The sequence below is a fragment of the Streptomyces sp. DT2A-34 genome (assembly GCF_030499515.1).
Lineage (GTDB): Bacteria > Actinomycetota > Actinomycetes > Streptomycetales > Streptomycetaceae > Streptomyces.
Map to the genome: position 1 here is coordinate 6,311,772 of NZ_JASTWJ010000001.1, position 18,382 is coordinate 6,330,153.

Sequence of the window (18,382 nt, forward strand, 5' to 3'; positions counted from 1 at the left end):
GCAGAGCGGCCGAAGGTAAGAGATCTCGCAGCACGATCGGGATCGATGGGCGGAGGTCATGCGCCGGTGCACAAGGGTGGCGGCCTTTCACCGTGCAGGAGCTTCGTTGCGTGGGGTGACTGTCCGTCGGAACATCGTCACACTGGCGTGACCAGCGCGATCACTGACAGCCAGGACTTTGAAACTGCCCTGGCTGTCAGTCGCATGCTGTAGAACTGAAAGCCAGGCGCACTCGATCATGCGCACTGGGTGACGAACCGCAGGAGCACGGGGATGAATGCTGGCGTTCAGCAGAGTGTGCACGGCCGCGAACACACAGTCCGGGATCTGTTCAGCAGGCAGTACGGGCTGGAGTACTACCAGCGTGAGTACACCTGGGAGCGCCGTCACGTCGTAGAGCTGGTCAACGACCTAACGTCCGCCTTCTTGAGGGACTGGCATCCCGGCCACGACCGTCAGCAGTACGCGACGTATCGACCGTACTTCCTTGGCCCCTTCGTTTGTCACTCTGCCGGCATCAAGAAGAACCTGGTGGACGGGCAACAGCGTTTTACAACGCTCCATTTGCTGCTCATCCACCTTGAGAAGTTGCTCTCAGAGCAGGGAGACGCTGACTCCGCTCACATGGTGGGAGCGATGGTCCGACGCTACGCCGGCGGGGTCCATCACTACACCATTGACGTTGATGAGCGGAGGGCCTGCTTGGAGGCCTTGCGTAGCGGGGAAGAGTTCGACACATCCGGCCAGACCGTATCGGTACAGAATCTCTGGCTGAGAGCTCAGGACATTTCCGAAGCAATACCGGAAGAGCTCGTCGACGACTGCCTTGCCACCTTTTCCGATTGGCTGGCTGACCGAGTCTTTCTCGTAGAGATCACTGCCGCCGATCGCGATCTGGGCTGGGAGATCTTTGAACGTATGAATGACCGCGGGGCCGGCCTCACATCTTTGGATCTCCTCAAGAGCTTCATCCTGTCCCATGCGAGCCAGGAACAGGCCGCTCTAAACGCAGCGTGGCGCGATACCGTTGCGAAGCTCAGCAGTCACGGCCGACAGGTCCCTAGCGAATTCTTCGAAGCACTTCTAATAGCCAAGTATGCAGCCATAGATGGAAGCGATGTGACTGAAATATCACGCGCCTTCCATGAGTGGGTGCGGGCGAATCCGGAACGCATGGGGCTTCGACTCCAAGGGAAGGATTATAGCGACTTCGTGCTTGAGGTCGTATCACCTGCGGCGACTCAGTTCAGCTCGCTCTTGGATGCCGCGCGCATTCGCACTCAGGGGCTCGAAGAAATCTTCTACAACGCTTCGAATGGGATCGACTCTCAGTATCTGCTCATCATGGCCGCCGCGAGGAGCAATGACACTGAGTCCAATTTTAGGGAGAAGGCGCGCCTCCTAGCTGCCTACATGGATCTGTTGTTCATTCTCCGCACAGTGAACAACGATACGGCGGTTCAGCCGCTTCACTTCCGTGAAGAGGCCTATCGGCTACTTCCGGCCGTGCGGCAGACCTCGTCTCTAGACGAGTTGCGCGAATTGCTCGGCCACGAAGCATCGGATCTCTCCTACAGCTTCGAAGCGGTCCAAAAATTCAGCCTGCATAACAACCGACGGCAGGTCCGATACCTTCTTGCGCGGCTGACCGCTTTCGTCGAGGTAGGGTGCGGTCGAAGCGATGAGGTTGACCGGTACCTCGGACTCCGAACAGATCCCTCAGGCGAAGAAGCCGTGCCATGGGAAATTGAACACATATGGGCAAACAAATACAGCCTGCACGTTCAGAGTGGAATCGCTAACGAGCAAGAGTTTCAGCAGGCTCGAAACCGTCTTGGCGCCCTCCTTCTGCTGGAGAAGCCCGACAACGCCAGCTTCGGCGCTGATCGCTACATGGACAAGCTGCCGCATTACCACCGCCAGAACTTCCTTGCGGCATCCCTGCACCCCAACACGTACTCGCGGACACCAGCCTTCCGTAAATTTCGGAAGAACCACGGCCTTGAGGAGCACTTCTCAGCCTTCGCAGACAACTTCGACAAGGAAGCTATTGAATCCCGCTCAGCTCTTTACCGGAAGCTGTGCGAGCTCATCTGGAGCCCTCAGAGGATCGGATTCTCGAAGGCTGTTGTAGCGACTCCTTCCCGGGAACGGCAGCTGCCTCAACGGAAGAAGACGCATTACGGCGTGCAGGTCAGTGACCTTATCCAGGTAGGTCTTGTCCAAGAAGGTGCAAAGATTCGCGGAGGATCCAAGCGCAGCGGTTACCCTCATGACGCCACCCTGATCTCGGGAGGCCGTGTGCGGATCGAGTCGAGCGGCGAAGAGTTTGGATCGCTCTCCGGCGCCGGAAAAGCCGTACTAGGTGGCACTTCGTGTCCCGGTTGGGACTTCTGGCATGTCGAGGATTCTGGCGGGAATTTGATCCCTCTGAAGTCCATACGCCAGAAGGCGATCGCGCAAGGACTGCTCGATCAGGGCTGACTCGATCTTTCGCGGAGGCCGTCAGTTTACTGACGGCCTCCGCTCAGACTGAACGCGTTTTCGGGGGCGCCCATCGCCATCAACGATGGCCCGCGGCCCTTGCTAACTGGGCTGACAAGCTCTCCTTCCCTGTCGAACCCAAACTTTGCGCACGGCAGCCCTGGAAACGAAAAGCTTCTCAGCCCTGTTGCGCCTTGGGCAGTTCCACGCCCAGTTCCTTAGCGAACGCTTCGATCTCGGACATGGCTTCACGCAGATTTTGCGCGACGTTGACAGTCAACTCGCTGATGGACATGGGCCCTTGCCCGTCGGAGGAAGCTGCGTCGATCTCGCCCACATTCAGGTTCACCGATGCGTCGGCAAGCAGCTTCTTCGCGTCGAACGCGTGGAAGCGCTCGGATTCCTTCCGCTGAGTGCGATCGGGATCGTCCTTGCTGAACGCCTGTTTCTCAAAGTCGGCCAGGTGCTCAGCTTGCAAGGGGCGTTGCTTGAGCGTGAAGTTGCTGCCAGTACGGAGGTCATAGACCCACAACTTCCCAGTGCGCGGAGGGTCCGTCTCTGCGCGGAAACCGGGCACCGCGTCGAAGAAGAGCACTACCGCCTTCACCCCACCCGCCTGGAAGATGTTCTCGGGCAGTCGCAGCATCGTGTGCAGGTTGTAGTTGGTCAGCAGCTCTCGGCGGATTAGTGCCCCCGCGCTCTTCTCCCCGCCTTCGTTCAGGACGCTGTCCGGGACGATCACAGCGGCACGGCCCTTATCGGTCAGCAAGGTGCCGATGTGCTGAAGGAAGTTGAGTTGTTTGTTTGTTGTGGTCCGTTCGCCGAGCCAGAAGTCCGGGCGGTAATACGTGGCGTCACCGATGGCGTCGTCGCTGTCCTCATCGCCCTTCCCTGCGACGGTGACCGACGACTTCCGGCCGAAGGGCGGGTTTGCCAGGACCATGCTGGCGTCGCGGGTCGGCTGCTTGCGCAGCGCGTCGGTCACCTCGATGACAGGGGCACCGGTCGCCTCGCCGATATCGTGCAGCAGGAGGTTCATCGCGGCGATGCGGGCGGTGGTTGGGACGATCTCGGTGCCCCAGATGCGCTTAGTCCGCAGCTCCTTCCAGTCGGAGTCGGGCAGGTCGTCCTTCTCGTACTCCTGGGTGATGTAGTCGTGCGCCGCCAGCAGAAATCCGCCCGTCCCGCAGGCAGGGTCGGTGATCGTGTCGTACGGGGTCGGGCGCATGCACCGCACGATCGACTCGATCAGTACGCGCGGTGTGAAGTACTGCCCTGCCCCGCCCCGGGTGTCCTGCGCGCTGCGGGCGATGAGGGCCTCGTAGGCGGCGCCCTTGATGTCGGAGCGGGCGTGCAGCCACTTCTCCTCGTTGATCAGGTCGACGATCAGGCGGCGCAGGTTGGCAGGGTTCTCGATGCGATTGCGAGCCCGGTTGAAGATCAGGCTGAGGGTGGTGTGGTCCTCGTTTGCGCTGCGATGACCGAGGTCGGCGAGGAGTTGGGTGTACGCCTCCTCCAGAGGTTCGCCTTCGAGATCAAGCAGCTTGGTCCAGCCACGATTCTTCCACTTGCCTGTGACCGGGAGGATGTGTTTGTGGTCCGCGGGGTTGGTCTTCTTCGCGTTCGCCTCTTCCTGTTCCGCGGCCATCTTGAGGAAGATCAGGAAGCTGAGCTGCTCCAGGTAGTCCTGACTGGACACACCGTCGTCGCGCAGGACGTTGCAGTAGTTCCAGAGGCGGTCGACGAGTTGCCGTGCGGCCGTTTTCACTAGCTGAACTCCAAGGGAAGGGCGGTCTGTTCGCCGTCAAAGGCAGAGGTGTCACGGTGGGGCGGAGGAGGTTGGGTTGCCCTTGCGGATGGACTCGCCTTCCGTTGCTTACGCCGGACGCTTCGTTGCGGCTGGCCTTCCGCGTGCTGGGCTACACGGGCAGCACGCCGGGCCGCCTTGCGCTCCGCCTCGGCGATCTCGCGCTCGACCTGAATCCGCTTGAGGAGTTCTTCTGCGTGCTCGTCGTCCGGGTCCTGGGGGACGAGGTTGCCGCTGAAAGCTTCCTGGAGGAGGCCGCGGCGCAGGTAGGCCAGATCAGTCAGTGCACGCCGGCAGCGCTCAGCCAGGAACGCCACCCGGCGGAGTGCTTGCTCACCGGACCGGACCAAGCCCTCTTGTTCACCAGGCGGCGGAATCGGCACGGGCAGTTTCTTGACCTTGGAAATGCTGATTGAAGCGAGATTGACACTCTGCTTTCCGTTTACCTCGAACCAGCGCCGCGCCGCCGAATTGGCGTACCAGGACAGCAGTTTGGGGTGTGTCGCCTCTCCTTCGACCCGAGCACGAAAGAGGTGATTCTGGTGGATGCATTCATCGAGTTGCTTCTCCCAGACCCAACCTCGCCCTAGCTTGTCCCGGTCACCGCCCTCGCTCATGAGGATGTCGCCTTCACGGAGGCGCAGCTTGTCGAGGGTCTTACGCGGGACGCGAATGTTGGCCACATGGGACAGGTCAAGGTGTGCTCTCTGAGCGTTCGCCACCCGAAGGTAGGGGACCTCAGGCCACGATTCATTGCTCTGCCGCTTCGCGTCCTTGCTTACGCCACCGACGACTTCAGCGATCTCGTCCAGACGGCGCCACACCCAACCGGGTGCCGTGTCGGACAGCACACCGTCAGTAACCCCTGGCGCGTTCTCGATCTTCCCGGGGACACGCCCTCGCGTCGAGGTGAGCAGGCCCGTTGCCGCCGCCGTCATGACAGCGTTCTCCAGCCGCTCAAGGTCACCTTGAGCGCAGAGCACTTTGGTCTCGATGGCGTTGAGCCGCGCCTCCCGCTCCCCGAACACCTCCACGATCCGCCGCTGCTCTTCGGTAGGCGGCACCGGGACCTCCACCGACTTCAGCCGCACCGCCGACAGGTGCGCGATGTTCGTCGTGATGCGGGCCTCGCGCAGGAAGCGCCCGAAGTGCATGTGCCGCCGGAACACGAGCAGCGCCCACTCCGGCAGGAGCCCGGTGTTGGGATGGAAGCGGATCAGGCTATTGGTGAACGCCATGTCGGCGGGCTCGCCCCGATACAGGGCAGGCCGGCCGACAAGGTGCGGGCTCTGGCCCTCGTTCAGCAGGACGTCGCCTGGGCGCAGGCGGTACTGCTCGAAGACTCCGGAGAAGTCCATCTCCTTGAGGTCGGTCGTGTCGATGCGGTCCTCGAAGACGTTCGCCACCCTCAGGTACGGGCGCATCTCAGGGCCGTGATGCCAATTGGGATGCCGCTGGCGGCCAAGGTCGACATCGCCGACATCCCCGACTGTCGCCCAGGCCCACCCCGCCGGAAGCTCCGGTTGCTCGACAGCCCCTTCCCCGAGCTCGTCTCTGCCGTCGCCTTCGCCCGGCGCGTTCCCGACGCCCTCCGCGCCCTCAGAGACACCTGCCCCGTCGGAGGCCGTACCTTGGCCGGAGGTCATACGTCCGCTCACGCACCCAGTTCCCTGTCCAACTCGTCCACCAGCTTCTCCGGCTCCCACCGGCTGTCCTTGAAGGCGTCCACGAACGCGCCGTAGCCGCCGGCCCGGCGCCGCGCTCCCTCGTCCAGGGACGCGACGCTGACCGTGGCGTTGGCGGCGACCGCGTCCGCTATGCGGCTCAGCCATACTCGCTGCCGCTCGTCGAACGTGACGCCCGCCGTGTCCTGGCGTGCCAGCCACGCCTCCAGGCGACCCTCCACAGTACTGCGATATGGCCGGAACTCATCGCCATCGAGTCCCAGCTCGAAGCGCATCACCGTTAGGAACTCGATCAGGCCCGCGTTTCGGCGTGTGGTGCCCCGGGCGATGCCCAGGTCGACGTACGCCTTCCAGAGCCTCGCCTCGGTCCATTCACGGCGAGTCGCCCTGACCTTGGCGATGAGTTCCTTCAGTGCGTCGAGGACCTCGCGCGGCCGCCGGCGTTCGCGGAAAGCGATGCGCAACGGGGTGATCTCGTCCGCGTGCTCGGTCATGTACGTATGCCAGTCCTCGACGACACTGCGGGCCTCCTCCTCATTGCGCAGCCCGCGCGCCTCAAGGATCTGGTCGAGGCTGATGTCGTCGATCAGCAGCCAGCTGTCGCGGGCGGCGGACAGCAGGGCCTCGCGCAGTTCCTCGCTCTCGACGAGGAGGCGCACCGCGCCGGAGATCTCTGCGGCCTCGTCCACCGGCTCACCCTTTGCCCGCGCTTCCAGGCGACGGTCGGTGTCGGCGGCATGTACGAGGCCGCGCACCAGGTCCTCGTACGTCTCGTCGGGCCCGAGGTGTTCCTCGATCGCAGCGCGAGCGTTCCCGTCGAGGCGGCGGCCCAGGCGGCCGAGCCGGCCGGCCAGCGTCGCGACGTCGTCCACGTGCAGCCTGCGGCGCTCGGCGCAGGCGCTCAGCAGTTTCTCCAGGCTGGGGACGGGCTCGTCGTTGTCCCGGACCAGGGGGCGGGCATCGGTCTTCTCGTGCTCGGTGACGCCAACCGCGTCGACGATCACGAAGCGGTCCTTGTGGACGGCGTCCCGCGTGACCTTGCGCAGGTCGTGGTCCGAGACGGTGCGTGCGCCCCGGCCCTTCATCTGCTCGAAGTACGCCCACGACTGAATGTCCCGCATGAAGAAGAGGCATTCGAGGGCGGGGATGTCAGTTCCCGTGGCGATCATGTCGACGGTGACCGCGATGCGGGGTTGAGACTTGTTGCGGAAGTCGCTCAGCGAGTGTCGGGCGCCCGGCGCCTGGCTGGTGATCTTCCGGCAGAAGCCGTCGCCCTTGTTGGGGAACGCGGTGCGGACCGCCTCCACGATGGCGTCGGCATGCAGATCGTTGTGCGCGAAGATGAGGGTTTTCGGGATTTCCTGGCGGCTGTAGATCTCGCCGGTCTCCTTGTCGACGACGGGCGGGAAGATCTCGGTGAACAGACGGTCGCGGAATGTCTCGATCACCAAACGGATCTGGTCCTTTGAGCGGACCCGATGGTTTAGCTCGGTGCGCGCGTAGGGGTCGTCGTCATCCACCGCGTGCCAGCGCTCAGCGCGCGTCGGCTTGTGGATCTTGGAAATCACTGAGTTGACGCGTTCTACCGTGCCGTCCGGGGCTTTGAAATCCTTCTGAGCGGGGATCGTGGAGCCCTGTTGCGTGATACGGGTGGCGATCTTGTAAATGTCGTAGTCGACGTTGACGCCGTCGGCGACCGCCTCGGCGGACGAGTACTGGCTGACCATGTTGTCATCGAAGAACGCGAAGGTCCGGAACGTCGGGGTCGCGGTCAGGCCGATGACATGTGCGTCGAAGTAGTCCAGAACCGGGCGCCAGCGGTTGTAGATCGAGCGGTGGCACTCGTCGACGACGATGAAGTCGAAGAAGTCGGGCGGCAGCTCGGGGTTGTAGCGGACGGTGGCGACGTCCCCGGCCAGCTTGTCGGCGCGTTCGGTCTCGAAGTTCTCGTCGTCGGGAGCGGGCATCTCGGTGCCGGAGATCCTGCACCACATCCGCTGAATCGTGGAGATCACGATCTTGTCGGATTCCGCGACCGCTCCCTTGGTGAACAGGCGCAGCGGCATCTGCTCGTGCAGCGACCGGTTCGAGCCGAGGGGGGTGAAACCCCGGTAGGCGTTGTAGGCCTGTTCGCCCAGGTTGAAGCGGTCGACAAGGAAGAGCACGCGGTGAGCCTGCGCGTGCCGCAGCAGGCGGTAGCTCTCCTCGACCACCGTGTACGTCTTGCCCGCGGCCGTGGCCATCTGGATCAGGGAGCGGCGGTCGCCGCGGGCCAGGGACCTCTCCAGGTTCTTGATCGACCGGTACTGGGCCGCCCGCAGACGCCTGCGGGTGAGGGGCTTCGAGGGCAGGGTCCGCAGGCGGGCCTGGAGCGTCGGGGTGTCCGCGAGAGCCTGGGCCTGACGCATCCACCGCTCCAGCGTGGCGCCCTGGTGCGGGGCGAAGACCCGGCGGCTGCGTGCGCCGCCCTCCGGGGCACCCACGAGGAGCGTGCCGTCCACGCGCTCGGCGTCCAGGATGTTGCGAAACCACCACCGGGCGCCGTCGGTGACATACCGGAACGGCAGCGGCAGGCCGCCGCGCCAGCCGCCCGACCCGCCGAGGGCGGCCGCCCGGGCCGCCAGCCGGCCGGTCTCCTCACTGAGGTCCTCGGGTACGCGCTGCGGTGCCCCTGCCACCACGACTCCACACATCTGACCGCGTACGTACAGGACGAACAGCACAACGTCCGGCTCGGGCGGCTTCGTCTGTACGGCCTCGTACGGTGTGCCGAGTTCACGGGTACCGGGCGTGCACACGCGCCACCCCGCGGCCTCCAGACTCGCTGCCGATTCCGTGGCCCACTGCGGCACGGTGCTGCTCACGATCCCTCCCCACGTTGCACGTCACACGGTGTACATCCGAGCACATCGATTACAGCAGGCCGTGTACACGTGGCAGGAGGGTACGGAAAGATCGGGCCAGCGCAGCCCCGCTCAAGGCTGCGCTGGGCCCCAGGGCGCCGCTGTCAGCGCTGCTTCATACAGTTAGTGGGCGTAGTCACAACACGCGCGCGCAACGTGACGGCCCTGGAGCACGTGGCACACGCAGGCATCTGCCGCAGCACGGCGAAAGGAGGTCGGGGCTATGTACGTGACGAGAGTCAGGATCGACGGGGTGCGAGGGTTCTTCGGGCCACGCGCCTGCGACCTCGACTTCGCCCGCCCCGATGGGACGTACGCCGGCTGGACCGTGCTCGCCGGGCGCAACGGATCGGGCAAGACGACGCTGCTGCGGACCATCGGGGTTGCGCTCGCCGGGCCACGTCGCGCAGCGCAGCTGGACGGCGATCTGGAGGAAAACCTCTCCTTCGGCCAGACGTCCGGCCGGGTGGACGTCACTGTACGGGCGGATAGCGGCATCGATACCGGTGCGGGTGGTGACCGCGACGGCACCTCGGAAGCCAGCCTCCGCTGGCAGCCGGAGCCGGATGCTTATGCCGACGACGACGATCCACCCACCGAAGTGAAGTTCATCTCTCCCGCCCCCCGCTCGCCCTTGTCCTTCCTGTGGTCGTCCGCCCCACCGCCCGGCTGGTTCCACGCCGGCTATGGCCCGTTCCGTCGCCAGACCGGCACCGGGCTCTATGAGCGCAATGCCGCACAGCTCGACCGGAGTGCCGCGCTACGCACGCTCTTCGAGGAACAGTCCGCCCTCACCGAGGCATTCGATTGGCTGGTCGCCGTCCACCTGCGCACCCTGGAAGAGCGGCCAGGAGCCCGCGAACTCAAGGCCGGCGTCCTGGCGCTGCTCAGCGACGGCCTGGTACCGGACTCCTACGTGATCGAGGACGTGGACTCCGAAGGAATGTGGCTGCGTAGATGGACGAAGTCGGGCCCCACGGGCCCGCGCGTTGAACTGCGGCGGATGAGCGACGGCCAGCGCACGACGGTGGCCCTCGTCCTGGACATCGTGCGGCAGATGCACGCGGCCTACGACGACCTCACCTTCGAAGGCCTCGGCAACCAAGGCGGGCCACCTCGCCTGCCTCACCCCGGAGTCGTCCTGATCGACGAAGTGGACGCGCACCTTCACCCTTGGTGGCAGCAGCACATCGGGGAGTGGCTCAAGTCTCATTTCCCGGCTGTCCAGTTCATCGTCAGCACGCACAGCCCATACATCTGCCAGGCCGCCGACCCCGGCGGCCTGATCCGCCTGCCCGGCCCCGGCGATTCGGAACCTCCCCGTGCAGTGGACGGGGACCTGTACGGCCGGATCGTGTACGGGACGGGTGACGACGCAGCTCTGTCCGAACTGTTCGGCCTGGACTCTCCGTACTCCGAAACGGCACGCGAACTACGTGACCGACTTGCCGAGCTGGAATACGCCGTCCTCCTCGGGCAGGCCGACGCCGAGCAGACCGCGGAGTACCTGCGTGTACGCGACCGCCTCGCCAGCTCACCGGTGGCCCGCGTGGACGAGGTGATGGGGCGCTACCGCACCTCCCGGGAGCGCGAGGCGTGATTCCGATCCAGCGGCTGGCGCTCCCGGACACCACCGAAGAGCGCATGGCGGTCCTCACCGGACGCATCGAGAAGCGCGACGAGGCCAACGGCAGACGCAAGAGCTACGCCGACGACCTGTGGAAGAAGGAGCGCGACGTCAAGAAGTCCATACGTACGGTGCTTCACCGCATGGCGCCCGGCGTGCTCGGCTGCTGCATGTACTGCGGCGGCACCACGGGGATGGCCATCGAGCACTTCGAGCCGCGAGAGAAGAACCCGCTCCAGACCTTTCGCTGGCCCAACCACCTGTTGGCCTGCGGGGACTGCAACAGTACGTACAAGAATGATTGGTGGGAGTGCGACCCCGAGACCGGGGAGCCTCTGCTGATCGACCCGACACGCGAGGACCCCTTCGCCCATCTCTTCCTCGAACTCGGCAAGGGCACCTACCGCAAGCTGACTTCCAAGGGGCAGAAGACCATCGAGGTCCTGGGCCTGAACCTGGACGAGCGACGCCTTCCCGTGGCTCGGGTATTAGCACGCAAGGAAGCCCGGATCCTCATCCGTGACTGGGATCGAGCCAGGCGCGACAGCGACGAGGCGGGCATGCGCGACGCTCTCGACGTGCTGCGCAACCAGCCATTCGCCGACGTATGGCAGTCGATGCTGCGACAGGCCGTGCTGCCCGGTGCCGACCTCGTCCTTGGCGACGAGCAACCCGAAGTGCTGCGCCTGCTGCGCGATGAAGAACTGCGTACCGCGACACTGGTGGAGTTCCCCGTCCAGGGGGCACTGGCTGTGGATCACTGACGGGCCTCGTCCCCGATGGACTTGAACACGGCCCCTCCGAGTCCTCGGCATTCGCATCACGAAACCTGACGCCGAGTGGGACTCGTGATCTGGCTGGGAGGCAAGGAGTGTCTCTTGCGCTGCTGGGCGAGGCTACCGGTCCACAGCAATGCTTTTTGGCCACCGGCGGCATCTGCGACGGGATCGACTGTCACGCATTCGTGACGTTCGGTTGCGACCGACTGCGCTCAACTTGCCCAATTATGCACTTACTTGCGTCCGCAAAGGCGGGAGGCGAATTGTCCGCGCCCGCAGCTAGAGTGAAACCTGACGCTTTGGCTAACGGGGAGGGTGCTGTGGCGGAGGACGGGGCGATCGACGTACCTGTGGCGGACCCAGCCGCATACGCGGAGGGCCTCTTGGGGGGACCAGTAGCACGCGCGGCTGCAGACGTGTTCGGCGTCGGGTCGGGCCTCCAGGCAACGGTTTCGGCTGTTGGCGACGTCATCACCGAGCTGCAGTCGTTCACGAAGTTCCGGGACCGTATCGACGCCCTCCTGCGTGACCTGCGGGAGAGCGCGGCCGGTCCGAAACAGGTGGGGCAGACCGTGGCCTCGCGAGCCAACTTCGGTGGCGGATCCGGCGGTTGGGCCGAGGCGGCCAACATCTTTGGGGCTCACGAGACGGTGATGTCGGAGTTGGAGAAGCTCTCGAAGCTGCTCACTGACTCCATCGAGGGTATGAGCATCGCGGTCCTGGCCTCGCACAAGGGCTACGAGAACGTGGACGCGGACGTCAGCCGGCGCATGCTGGCGATCAGCAAGGACACGGCCGAGCACTACGGCGGAAGCTACGAGCCGCAGGTTCCGGGTGCGCCGGGTGGGAAGACCACGAAGCCCGGCGATGCCTCCGGAAGCGGCGACACGTCCGGCGCGTCGGGCTTCTGACGGCGGCTGGTCACGCGTCGCGGGGCCACTCACGGGGATAGCGGGGAGACGAGATGGGCGACAAGGGCAAGGGTGGCGGGAAGACACCGTTCGAGAGCATGAGCCACGAGGACATGCTCGCCTGGCTGGATGAGGCCGACGCCGGCATGGTGCTGGCTGCCGCGGCCAAGCTGGTGTTGGTGGCCGAGGAGATCAAGAAGGCTGGCGAAGAACTGAAGACACGCCCCCAGTGGGTGAGTTGGAAGGGCGAGGGGGCGGATGCGTTCCGCACCTGGAGCGCGGACCTCGCGAACGCGACCCTGAGACTGGCGGAATACAGCCGAGGCGCGTCGAAGTGGCTCACCGAGGCTGCGGGCACGATCGGGAGTGTCCAGGCGTCGATCCCCCGGAACACGTCGTACGGCCAGTCCACCCTGGCCACAGCGCAGGCGAACTTGGAAGCGGCGAAGGCGACGCCCAAGGACCCGGACTCGGCTTCCGTCACTCGCGACTCCACCCGGGACATTGAGATGGTCCTGGCCAAGCGGGAGTCGGAGCGGCAAGAGGCTGCTCGGCAGATGAAGAAGCTCGCGGAGTCGTACACGCTGTCTGCGGAGCAGATGGACGGGTTGGAGAAGCCGAAGTTCCCGCCGCCGCCCAAGGCTGTACTACCGCCGGAGCGGGACGACATGACGAGTAAAGGTCGCGTGCGTTCCGGTGGTGGCACTGGTACAGCCGCACCTGATACGGCCGGACCGGTCGGATCCGGTGGGCGTGCCAGTGGCTCGGCGGGCCAGAGCGGTGGGGTGAACGGGCAAGTTGGCGCTCCTGAGACCTCAGCCGATGCTCCCGGAGCCCCTGCCGGAGGAGTTGTGCGTCCACAGCCGCCCACGGGGATGGAGATCGACAGCGTCGCGACCCTGCCCGAGGCGCCAACTGCGCCGTCGGCGCCGGCGAGTGGCCCGCCGATGGCCGGGGGACGCCCGGAGGGAACTGCGACGATGCCTCCCGGAGTAGTACCTCCGGTGACCGGGAGCACGCAAAGGCCAACCGGCCCTTCGTCAGGGACAGGCCGCCCGTCTCCTGGATTCCGACCCCCGGTAGCCTCTGGACAGACTCCGATGGGCACCGGACCTTCCGCGCAGCGTCCCGCCACGGGTGGAGGCATTACGGGCGGCAGGCCCGTGTCTCCCTCTCCGGGGAGGGCCACTGGCAGTATCCCTCGGGGCACTGTGATTGGCGGTGAGGGTGTGTCCGGCCGTGGTCAAGCGGGTCAGCCCATCGGTACCGGAAGGCCAGCGGCCGTCCAGGGCGGAACGGGCAGTGGCCGGCGCATCCCAGGGCAGCCCGACGGCATTGTCGGCGGTCGCACGCAGGGGTCGGGGGGCGTAAATGCCCGTCCCATCGGTGCCGGCGGCTCCTCCACGGCACGTGGCACGGCTCCCTCTACACCCGGCGGTGGAACGGGTGGTCGTCGCTTCGCCCCGGAGACCGGAGGCATCGTCGGCGGCCATCCCCAGCAGACCGGGATGGGGAGCGCACGCCCCTTCACCCCAGGCGGCTCTGGAGCGGTCCACGGTGTTCCGGGCGGCAGCGGGCGCCCCGCAAGTCCTGCAGGTCAGGGCGGCACGCGCCGCGGTCAGCCGGTCTCAAGCACGGTGCGACGGGCAGGCGATCCGCAGCACGGTGCAGGACCTGTTGGGTGTGGCGGACCCGTGGTGCCCCCGGGCTCTCGCTCGGCGGAGTCTCGTCCTGAGGATCGCCGAGGCGAGCGCCCCGACTACCTCACTGAAGACGAAGAGACCTGGCAGCAGGGCGTACGTCGCGCCACACCGCCCGTCGTGGACTGAACTCCATGAGGACCGCTAGAGGAATGCCGATGCCCACCAGCAAAATGCAGCGTGTCACTCACCGGACCCTGCTGCCGGGAGTACTGGCAGCCCTGCTGGTGGGCATTGCCACGACGCCGTCCCATGCGGAGTCCATCCGTTCCCAGCAGTGGCACCTGACCGCTATGAAGGCGGACGAGATGTGGAAGGTCACCAAGGGCGAGGGCATCACCGTCGCGGTGATCGACAGCGGGGTCGATGACAAGAACCCTGACCTCCTCGGCCGAGTACTGAAGGGGAAGGACTTTGCGCTAGACGCCCCAGGCGATCAGCACACTGACTCCAGTGGCCACGGGACAGGCATGGCCGGATTGATCGCCGGAACCGGCGAGAGCGGGGGAGGCGATGGTGCTTTCGGCCTCGCCCCGGGGGCAAAGATTCTGCCCATTCGGGTGCCCCTGAAAGCAACCGTATTCGCCGAGGCGATTAGGTATGCCGCCGATGCAGGGGCCAAGGTCATCAACATTTCCATGTCGGTAGGAGGAGGCGCTGGAGGGGAGGAAGAGAGCGAGGCTGTGAGGTACGCCTTGAGTAAGGGAGCTTTGATCTTCGCAAGCGCAGGCAACGACGGTGACTCGTCTCTCGTGTCCCCCGCTGCCACCCCTGGGGTCGTTGCGGTGGGATCAATTGGCCAAGACCTCCGTAAAGCCCCTGAATCCCAGTACGGCCCTCAGGTAGACCTAGCTGCTCCAGGCGTCGACATGCTGCATGCATGTGGCGGTAAGACGGGCTTGTGCGAGACCCGTGGTACGAGTGACGCGACCGCCATCGCCTCCGCCAGTGCGGCCCTCATCTGGTCGAAGCACCCTGACTGGACCAACAACCAGGTCCTCCGGGTCATGCTCAACACCGCAGCCGGCCCCACCAGCGGCGCCAAGCGGAACGACTACGTCGGCTACGGAGTCGTCCGTCCCCGGATCGCCCTGAAGACTCCCGGCGATCCCGGCCCAGCCGACGAGTACCCGCTCCCCGACCTGGCCGCCGCGGAGCCCAAGTCGCCGTCTCCGAAGGAGTCTGAGTCCGCTGGGACCAAGGACGAGGAGGACCAGCAGTCCGCCGCCGTCCCTGCACGGGAGGATGACGGCGACACGGCTCTCTGGATCACGCTGGGCGTAGGCGCTGCCGCTCTGCTGGGCGCTGCCATCGCGGTCCCTGTAGTGCGCGCCCGGCGCCGCAACACGGCGTTCCTCGGGCACTGAGTACAGATGCTCAGACGCGCTGGCGGCAGTTACGGATGAGGCATGTGGTGCCGTGGCGCTACCGTACTTTTTGACTACCGCAGCATTGCGGTCGCACGTTCATAACTGTTCGACGGCACACGACAAGGCAACGGGGAGGGGCCACGCATGGCGTGGGAGGAGTGGGAGCAGCTCAAGGCGCAGGCAGCTGAACGGCAGTCGGCGCGCATGCAGTTGGATAGTGCCGACGCTGGTAGTGGCGGCACGTACGGACCCTTTGTTATGCCTAGTGAGTACGGGGTGCTCAAAGCCAGCGACGCAGACCTCGCCGCGATCGGTAAGAAGGCACACACCCTGTACAACGACCTGTGGGACCGGGCACGCGTTGCCGTGCCCGGCAGTGACTCCGCGGCGGCCGATCTGTCGAAGCAGGGGTTCGCGCTCGGGGCAGGGCTCCAGCATGTATCGAAGCGCTGGGAGCAGCAGCTCAAGTCCTTGATGGATGCGGTCGCGCATATCTCCAACCACATGCACGTAACGAAGAAGCTGCACGCCGGGACCGAGGACTACATTGCGCGGCAAATGAGCAGCATCGCACTGCTCGATGCGGGGTTCAACGAGCGCGTCGGTGATCCGGGCAAGAAGAACGACCTGTACGGCGAGCCGAACAAGAAGCAGGAGTAGCAAGCGGCCGAGGTCTTCGAGCGGCGGCGGACTCACCGTCCCGCCAACAGCCTCTCTCGGCACCCACAACCGGCCTCTGACTCCCAGGAATTGAAACCAAATGAACTTCGACGCCCTGTACCACGCGAATTTCAAACTCTTCTCCGACGCCGTCGCGGACTGGTCCACGCTCGCCAACAATCTTGAGCGGCTGAAGAAGGACGCCGAGGACGGACTTCACCAGGCAGCGAACAAAGCTGATTGGGCGGGTATCAATTCCCAGGTCACCAAGGAATTCATCGGCAAGACGGCTGGCGAATTCACTGACGCGCACACACAAGCCAGGACCATTCACCGGATTCTCAGCGACACCCTCGGCGAACTGAAGGGCTACCATCAGCAGCTTGTCGAAGCAGTCGACGAAGGCCGCGCCAAGAGCCTCGCTGTCTTCCCCACTGGGGACGCTTTCACCGTTACTTCGAACGTCCCCTCGCAGGCCAAGACCGGCGAGTCACCTGACAACGCCGCCGACGTTACCGCTCTCCGCGACAAAATTCAGGGCATCCTCGACAAGGCCACCGAGAGCGACACCTCCGCCAAAACTGCCCTCATTGCCATTGCCGACCAGAGTCAGACAGGCTTCTCCGGGGCTGATTACAAGGACCGTGACACCGCGGCGGAGGCCATCAAGAAGGCCGACGAGATGGCCAGGCTGGCAAGGAAGGACCCGCAGGACCTCACCGTCAAGGAGTTTGACCAGCTCACTGCCGGGCTCAAGGACTACAGCAATGACCCGCTGTTTGCAGAGAGGTTCGCCACGACCCTCGGCCCGACGAAGACGTTGGAGTTCTGGACAGGTGTCACCGACCCACGCAACTACGACATCTCCTCCAACCGCATGGACAAACTCGACGACCTCCAGCGTGGTTTGAGCCTCACCCTGGCCAACGCCTCACAGAGTGACTCCACCGCCATGGCCAGCTGGAAGCGGGACGTGATCGACCTCGGGACGACCCGGATCGGCGGAGGCGGGACCGGGCCCATGGGCTTCCAAGTCATGAGCAACCTCATGCGCGTCGGCGACTACGACGACCGATTCATGGTCGACTACGGCACGAAGCTCATGACCGCAGAGAAAGAGATCACAGGATACGGCCAGAACCCCAACCGCGTCTGGCAGTTCGGCGGAGGCGCCGGTCCCAGCCAGTACCTGAATCGCATTGGCGAGGACAGCGGTGCCGATCCGCTCGCCGGCTACCTGCGTGGCCTCTCCAACAGCCCAGACGCTGCGACGTCCTTCTTCAACCAGGAGTATGTAGCGAAGGACAACCCGGACAACCCCTTCGAGCGGGACACGGACGGTAACGGCAAAAACGGAAAGGTCCCGCTGTCCAACTTCCAGTACCTGTTTGAGGAACGGGACTGGCCAAGCGAGACGAGCCTCGACGGAGAGGATCTGCACACTGGGCAAAACAACCTGGCGATGGCGCTGGAGGCTGCCACTACAGGACACCCGGCGGGAGAAATGCCCACTCCGGATACGCCTGCGCACAACGACGATCAGACCAAGCTGTTCGAGAGCATCGTGGCCTCTGTTGCAGATGACCCAGCGCGCCTTACAGATCACGGATACATGTCGGATAGCGTCGGGCAGATTACTTCCGAGTATCTCCCCGACATCAACCGAGCCATGACAGATGACCCCGACGGAGACACGGACAAGCTCTTCCCTGTGGTTGGATCGTCCGCCTCGCTCAATCACCGGGACGTGACTGCGCTACTCGTTTCCGTCGGGCAGAACCCAGAGGGGTACGCAGCCGTCGAAGTGGGAAACAAGGCCTACATGGCGAACTTGATGGACTATCACATGAGGCCGGACCTGACGGCTGACCACCGATACTCCAAGGATACGCAATTCGCCATCACCCAGATTGCCCATGGGTCTGGCGAGGTCTCGGGAACGCTTGCCATCGGGCGCCAGGAAGCTGTCGCCGGTCCTGCAGATGAGGATGACAAGATCTTCGATCAGTCAGTCGCTCAGTGGAAGAACGTCGCGTCTGGTGTCGTGGGTACGGGTATTGGCATCGGCGCAACATTCGTCGCTAGCCCGGTAGTTGGTGCAGTAGCGGGCGGTGTCGCAGCCACTGTCGGGAGCACGGTTCTTGAGTCGCTGTTCACGAATGCCGAGGCCCATGCAAAGGAAAACGCGGGAGCCTCTATGGGGGAGATGTGGGAGAGCGGTCTGGACGAGAATGCGTCATACAGTGAGAAAGCTGCTGAACATGCGGCAAAGGCGCACAATCGGACCGACCTGGAAGCCGTGAGCATCGACGAAAAGGCCCGCACAGCGGCGCAGGCGGGCTTCAGGGATGCGGGCACAAACACTCAGTTCATGGCGCCGCACCTCAAGACCGACATCTGACATCAGTGAGAGGAAGCATGGCGCTCTGCCCTCAAAGTAGCTCACGCTCAGCACT

The 18,382-nt window shown here is 64.6% G+C and carries 10 protein-coding genes; 7 read left to right on the forward strand and 3 right to left on the reverse strand.

All coding sequences use genetic code 11. The features are described from left to right. Positions 1-273: 273 nt before the first annotated feature. Positions 274-2,484 (forward strand): DUF262 domain-containing protein, encoded by a 2,211-nt coding sequence (locus tag QQM39_RS28285; RefSeq protein ID WP_302000382.1) that lies wholly within the window; start codon positions 274-276, stop codon positions 2,482-2,484. A gap of 178 nt (positions 2,485-2,662) precedes the next feature. On the opposite strand, the gene QQM39_RS28290 is transcribed toward QQM39_RS28285, so the two are convergent. From QQM39_RS28290 to QQM39_RS28300, 3 genes are read right to left on the reverse strand one after another with little or no spacing between them, the layout of a single operon-like run. Continuing rightward, positions 2,663-4,252 (reverse strand): class I SAM-dependent DNA methyltransferase, encoded by a 1,590-nt coding sequence (locus tag QQM39_RS28290; protein WP_302000383.1) that lies wholly within the window; start codon positions 4,250-4,252, stop codon positions 2,663-2,665. Beyond that, a complete protein-coding gene (locus QQM39_RS28295; RefSeq protein ID WP_302000384.1) occupies positions 4,252-5,949 on the reverse strand; it encodes a restriction endonuclease subunit S in 1,698 nt (565 codons plus the stop codon). Before QQM39_RS28295 ends, QQM39_RS28290 begins: the two co-directional genes overlap by 1 nt. Continuing rightward, positions 5,946-8,840 (reverse strand): type I restriction endonuclease subunit R, encoded by a 2,895-nt coding sequence (locus QQM39_RS28300; RefSeq protein WP_302000385.1) that lies wholly within the window; start codon positions 8,838-8,840, stop codon positions 5,946-5,948. Before QQM39_RS28300 ends, QQM39_RS28295 begins: the two co-directional genes overlap by 4 nt. Positions 8,841-9,102: 262 nt before the next feature. Here QQM39_RS28300 and QQM39_RS28305 point away from each other — a divergent pair, with 262 nt between their 5' ends. From QQM39_RS28305 to QQM39_RS28330, 6 genes are all read left to right on the forward strand, one after another. Then, the gene (locus QQM39_RS28305) at positions 9,103-10,479 is read left to right on the forward strand and encodes an AAA family ATPase (RefSeq protein ID WP_302000386.1); all 1,377 of its coding nucleotides are present in this window, start codon (positions 9,103-9,105) and stop codon (positions 10,477-10,479) included. Next, positions 10,476-11,270 carry a hypothetical protein gene (locus QQM39_RS28310; RefSeq protein WP_302000387.1) on the forward strand — a complete coding sequence of 265 codons (795 nt, stop codon included), beginning with the start codon at positions 10,476-10,478 and terminating at the stop codon, positions 11,268-11,270. Before QQM39_RS28305 ends, QQM39_RS28310 begins: the two co-directional genes overlap by 4 nt. 398 nt (positions 11,271-11,668) lie before the next feature. After that, complete coding sequence (locus QQM39_RS28315) at positions 11,669-12,196, forward strand: hypothetical protein (RefSeq protein WP_302000388.1); 528 nt, start codon at positions 11,669-11,671, stop codon at positions 12,194-12,196. Between the two features lie 1,873 nt (positions 12,197-14,069). Next, positions 14,070-15,263: a type VII secretion-associated serine protease mycosin gene (gene mycP / locus QQM39_RS28320; protein WP_302003750.1), complete on the forward strand. Its 1,194-nt coding sequence runs from the start codon at positions 14,070-14,072 to the stop codon at positions 15,261-15,263. Positions 15,264-15,410: 147 nt separating this feature from the next. Further along, complete coding sequence (locus QQM39_RS28325) at positions 15,411-15,926, forward strand: hypothetical protein (RefSeq protein ID WP_302000389.1); 516 nt, start codon at positions 15,411-15,413, stop codon at positions 15,924-15,926. 100 nt (positions 15,927-16,026) lie between these two features. Beyond that, complete coding sequence (locus QQM39_RS28330; protein ID WP_302000390.1) at positions 16,027-18,327, forward strand: hypothetical protein; 2,301 nt, start codon at positions 16,027-16,029, stop codon at positions 18,325-18,327. Positions 18,328-18,382: the final 55 nt, after the last annotated feature.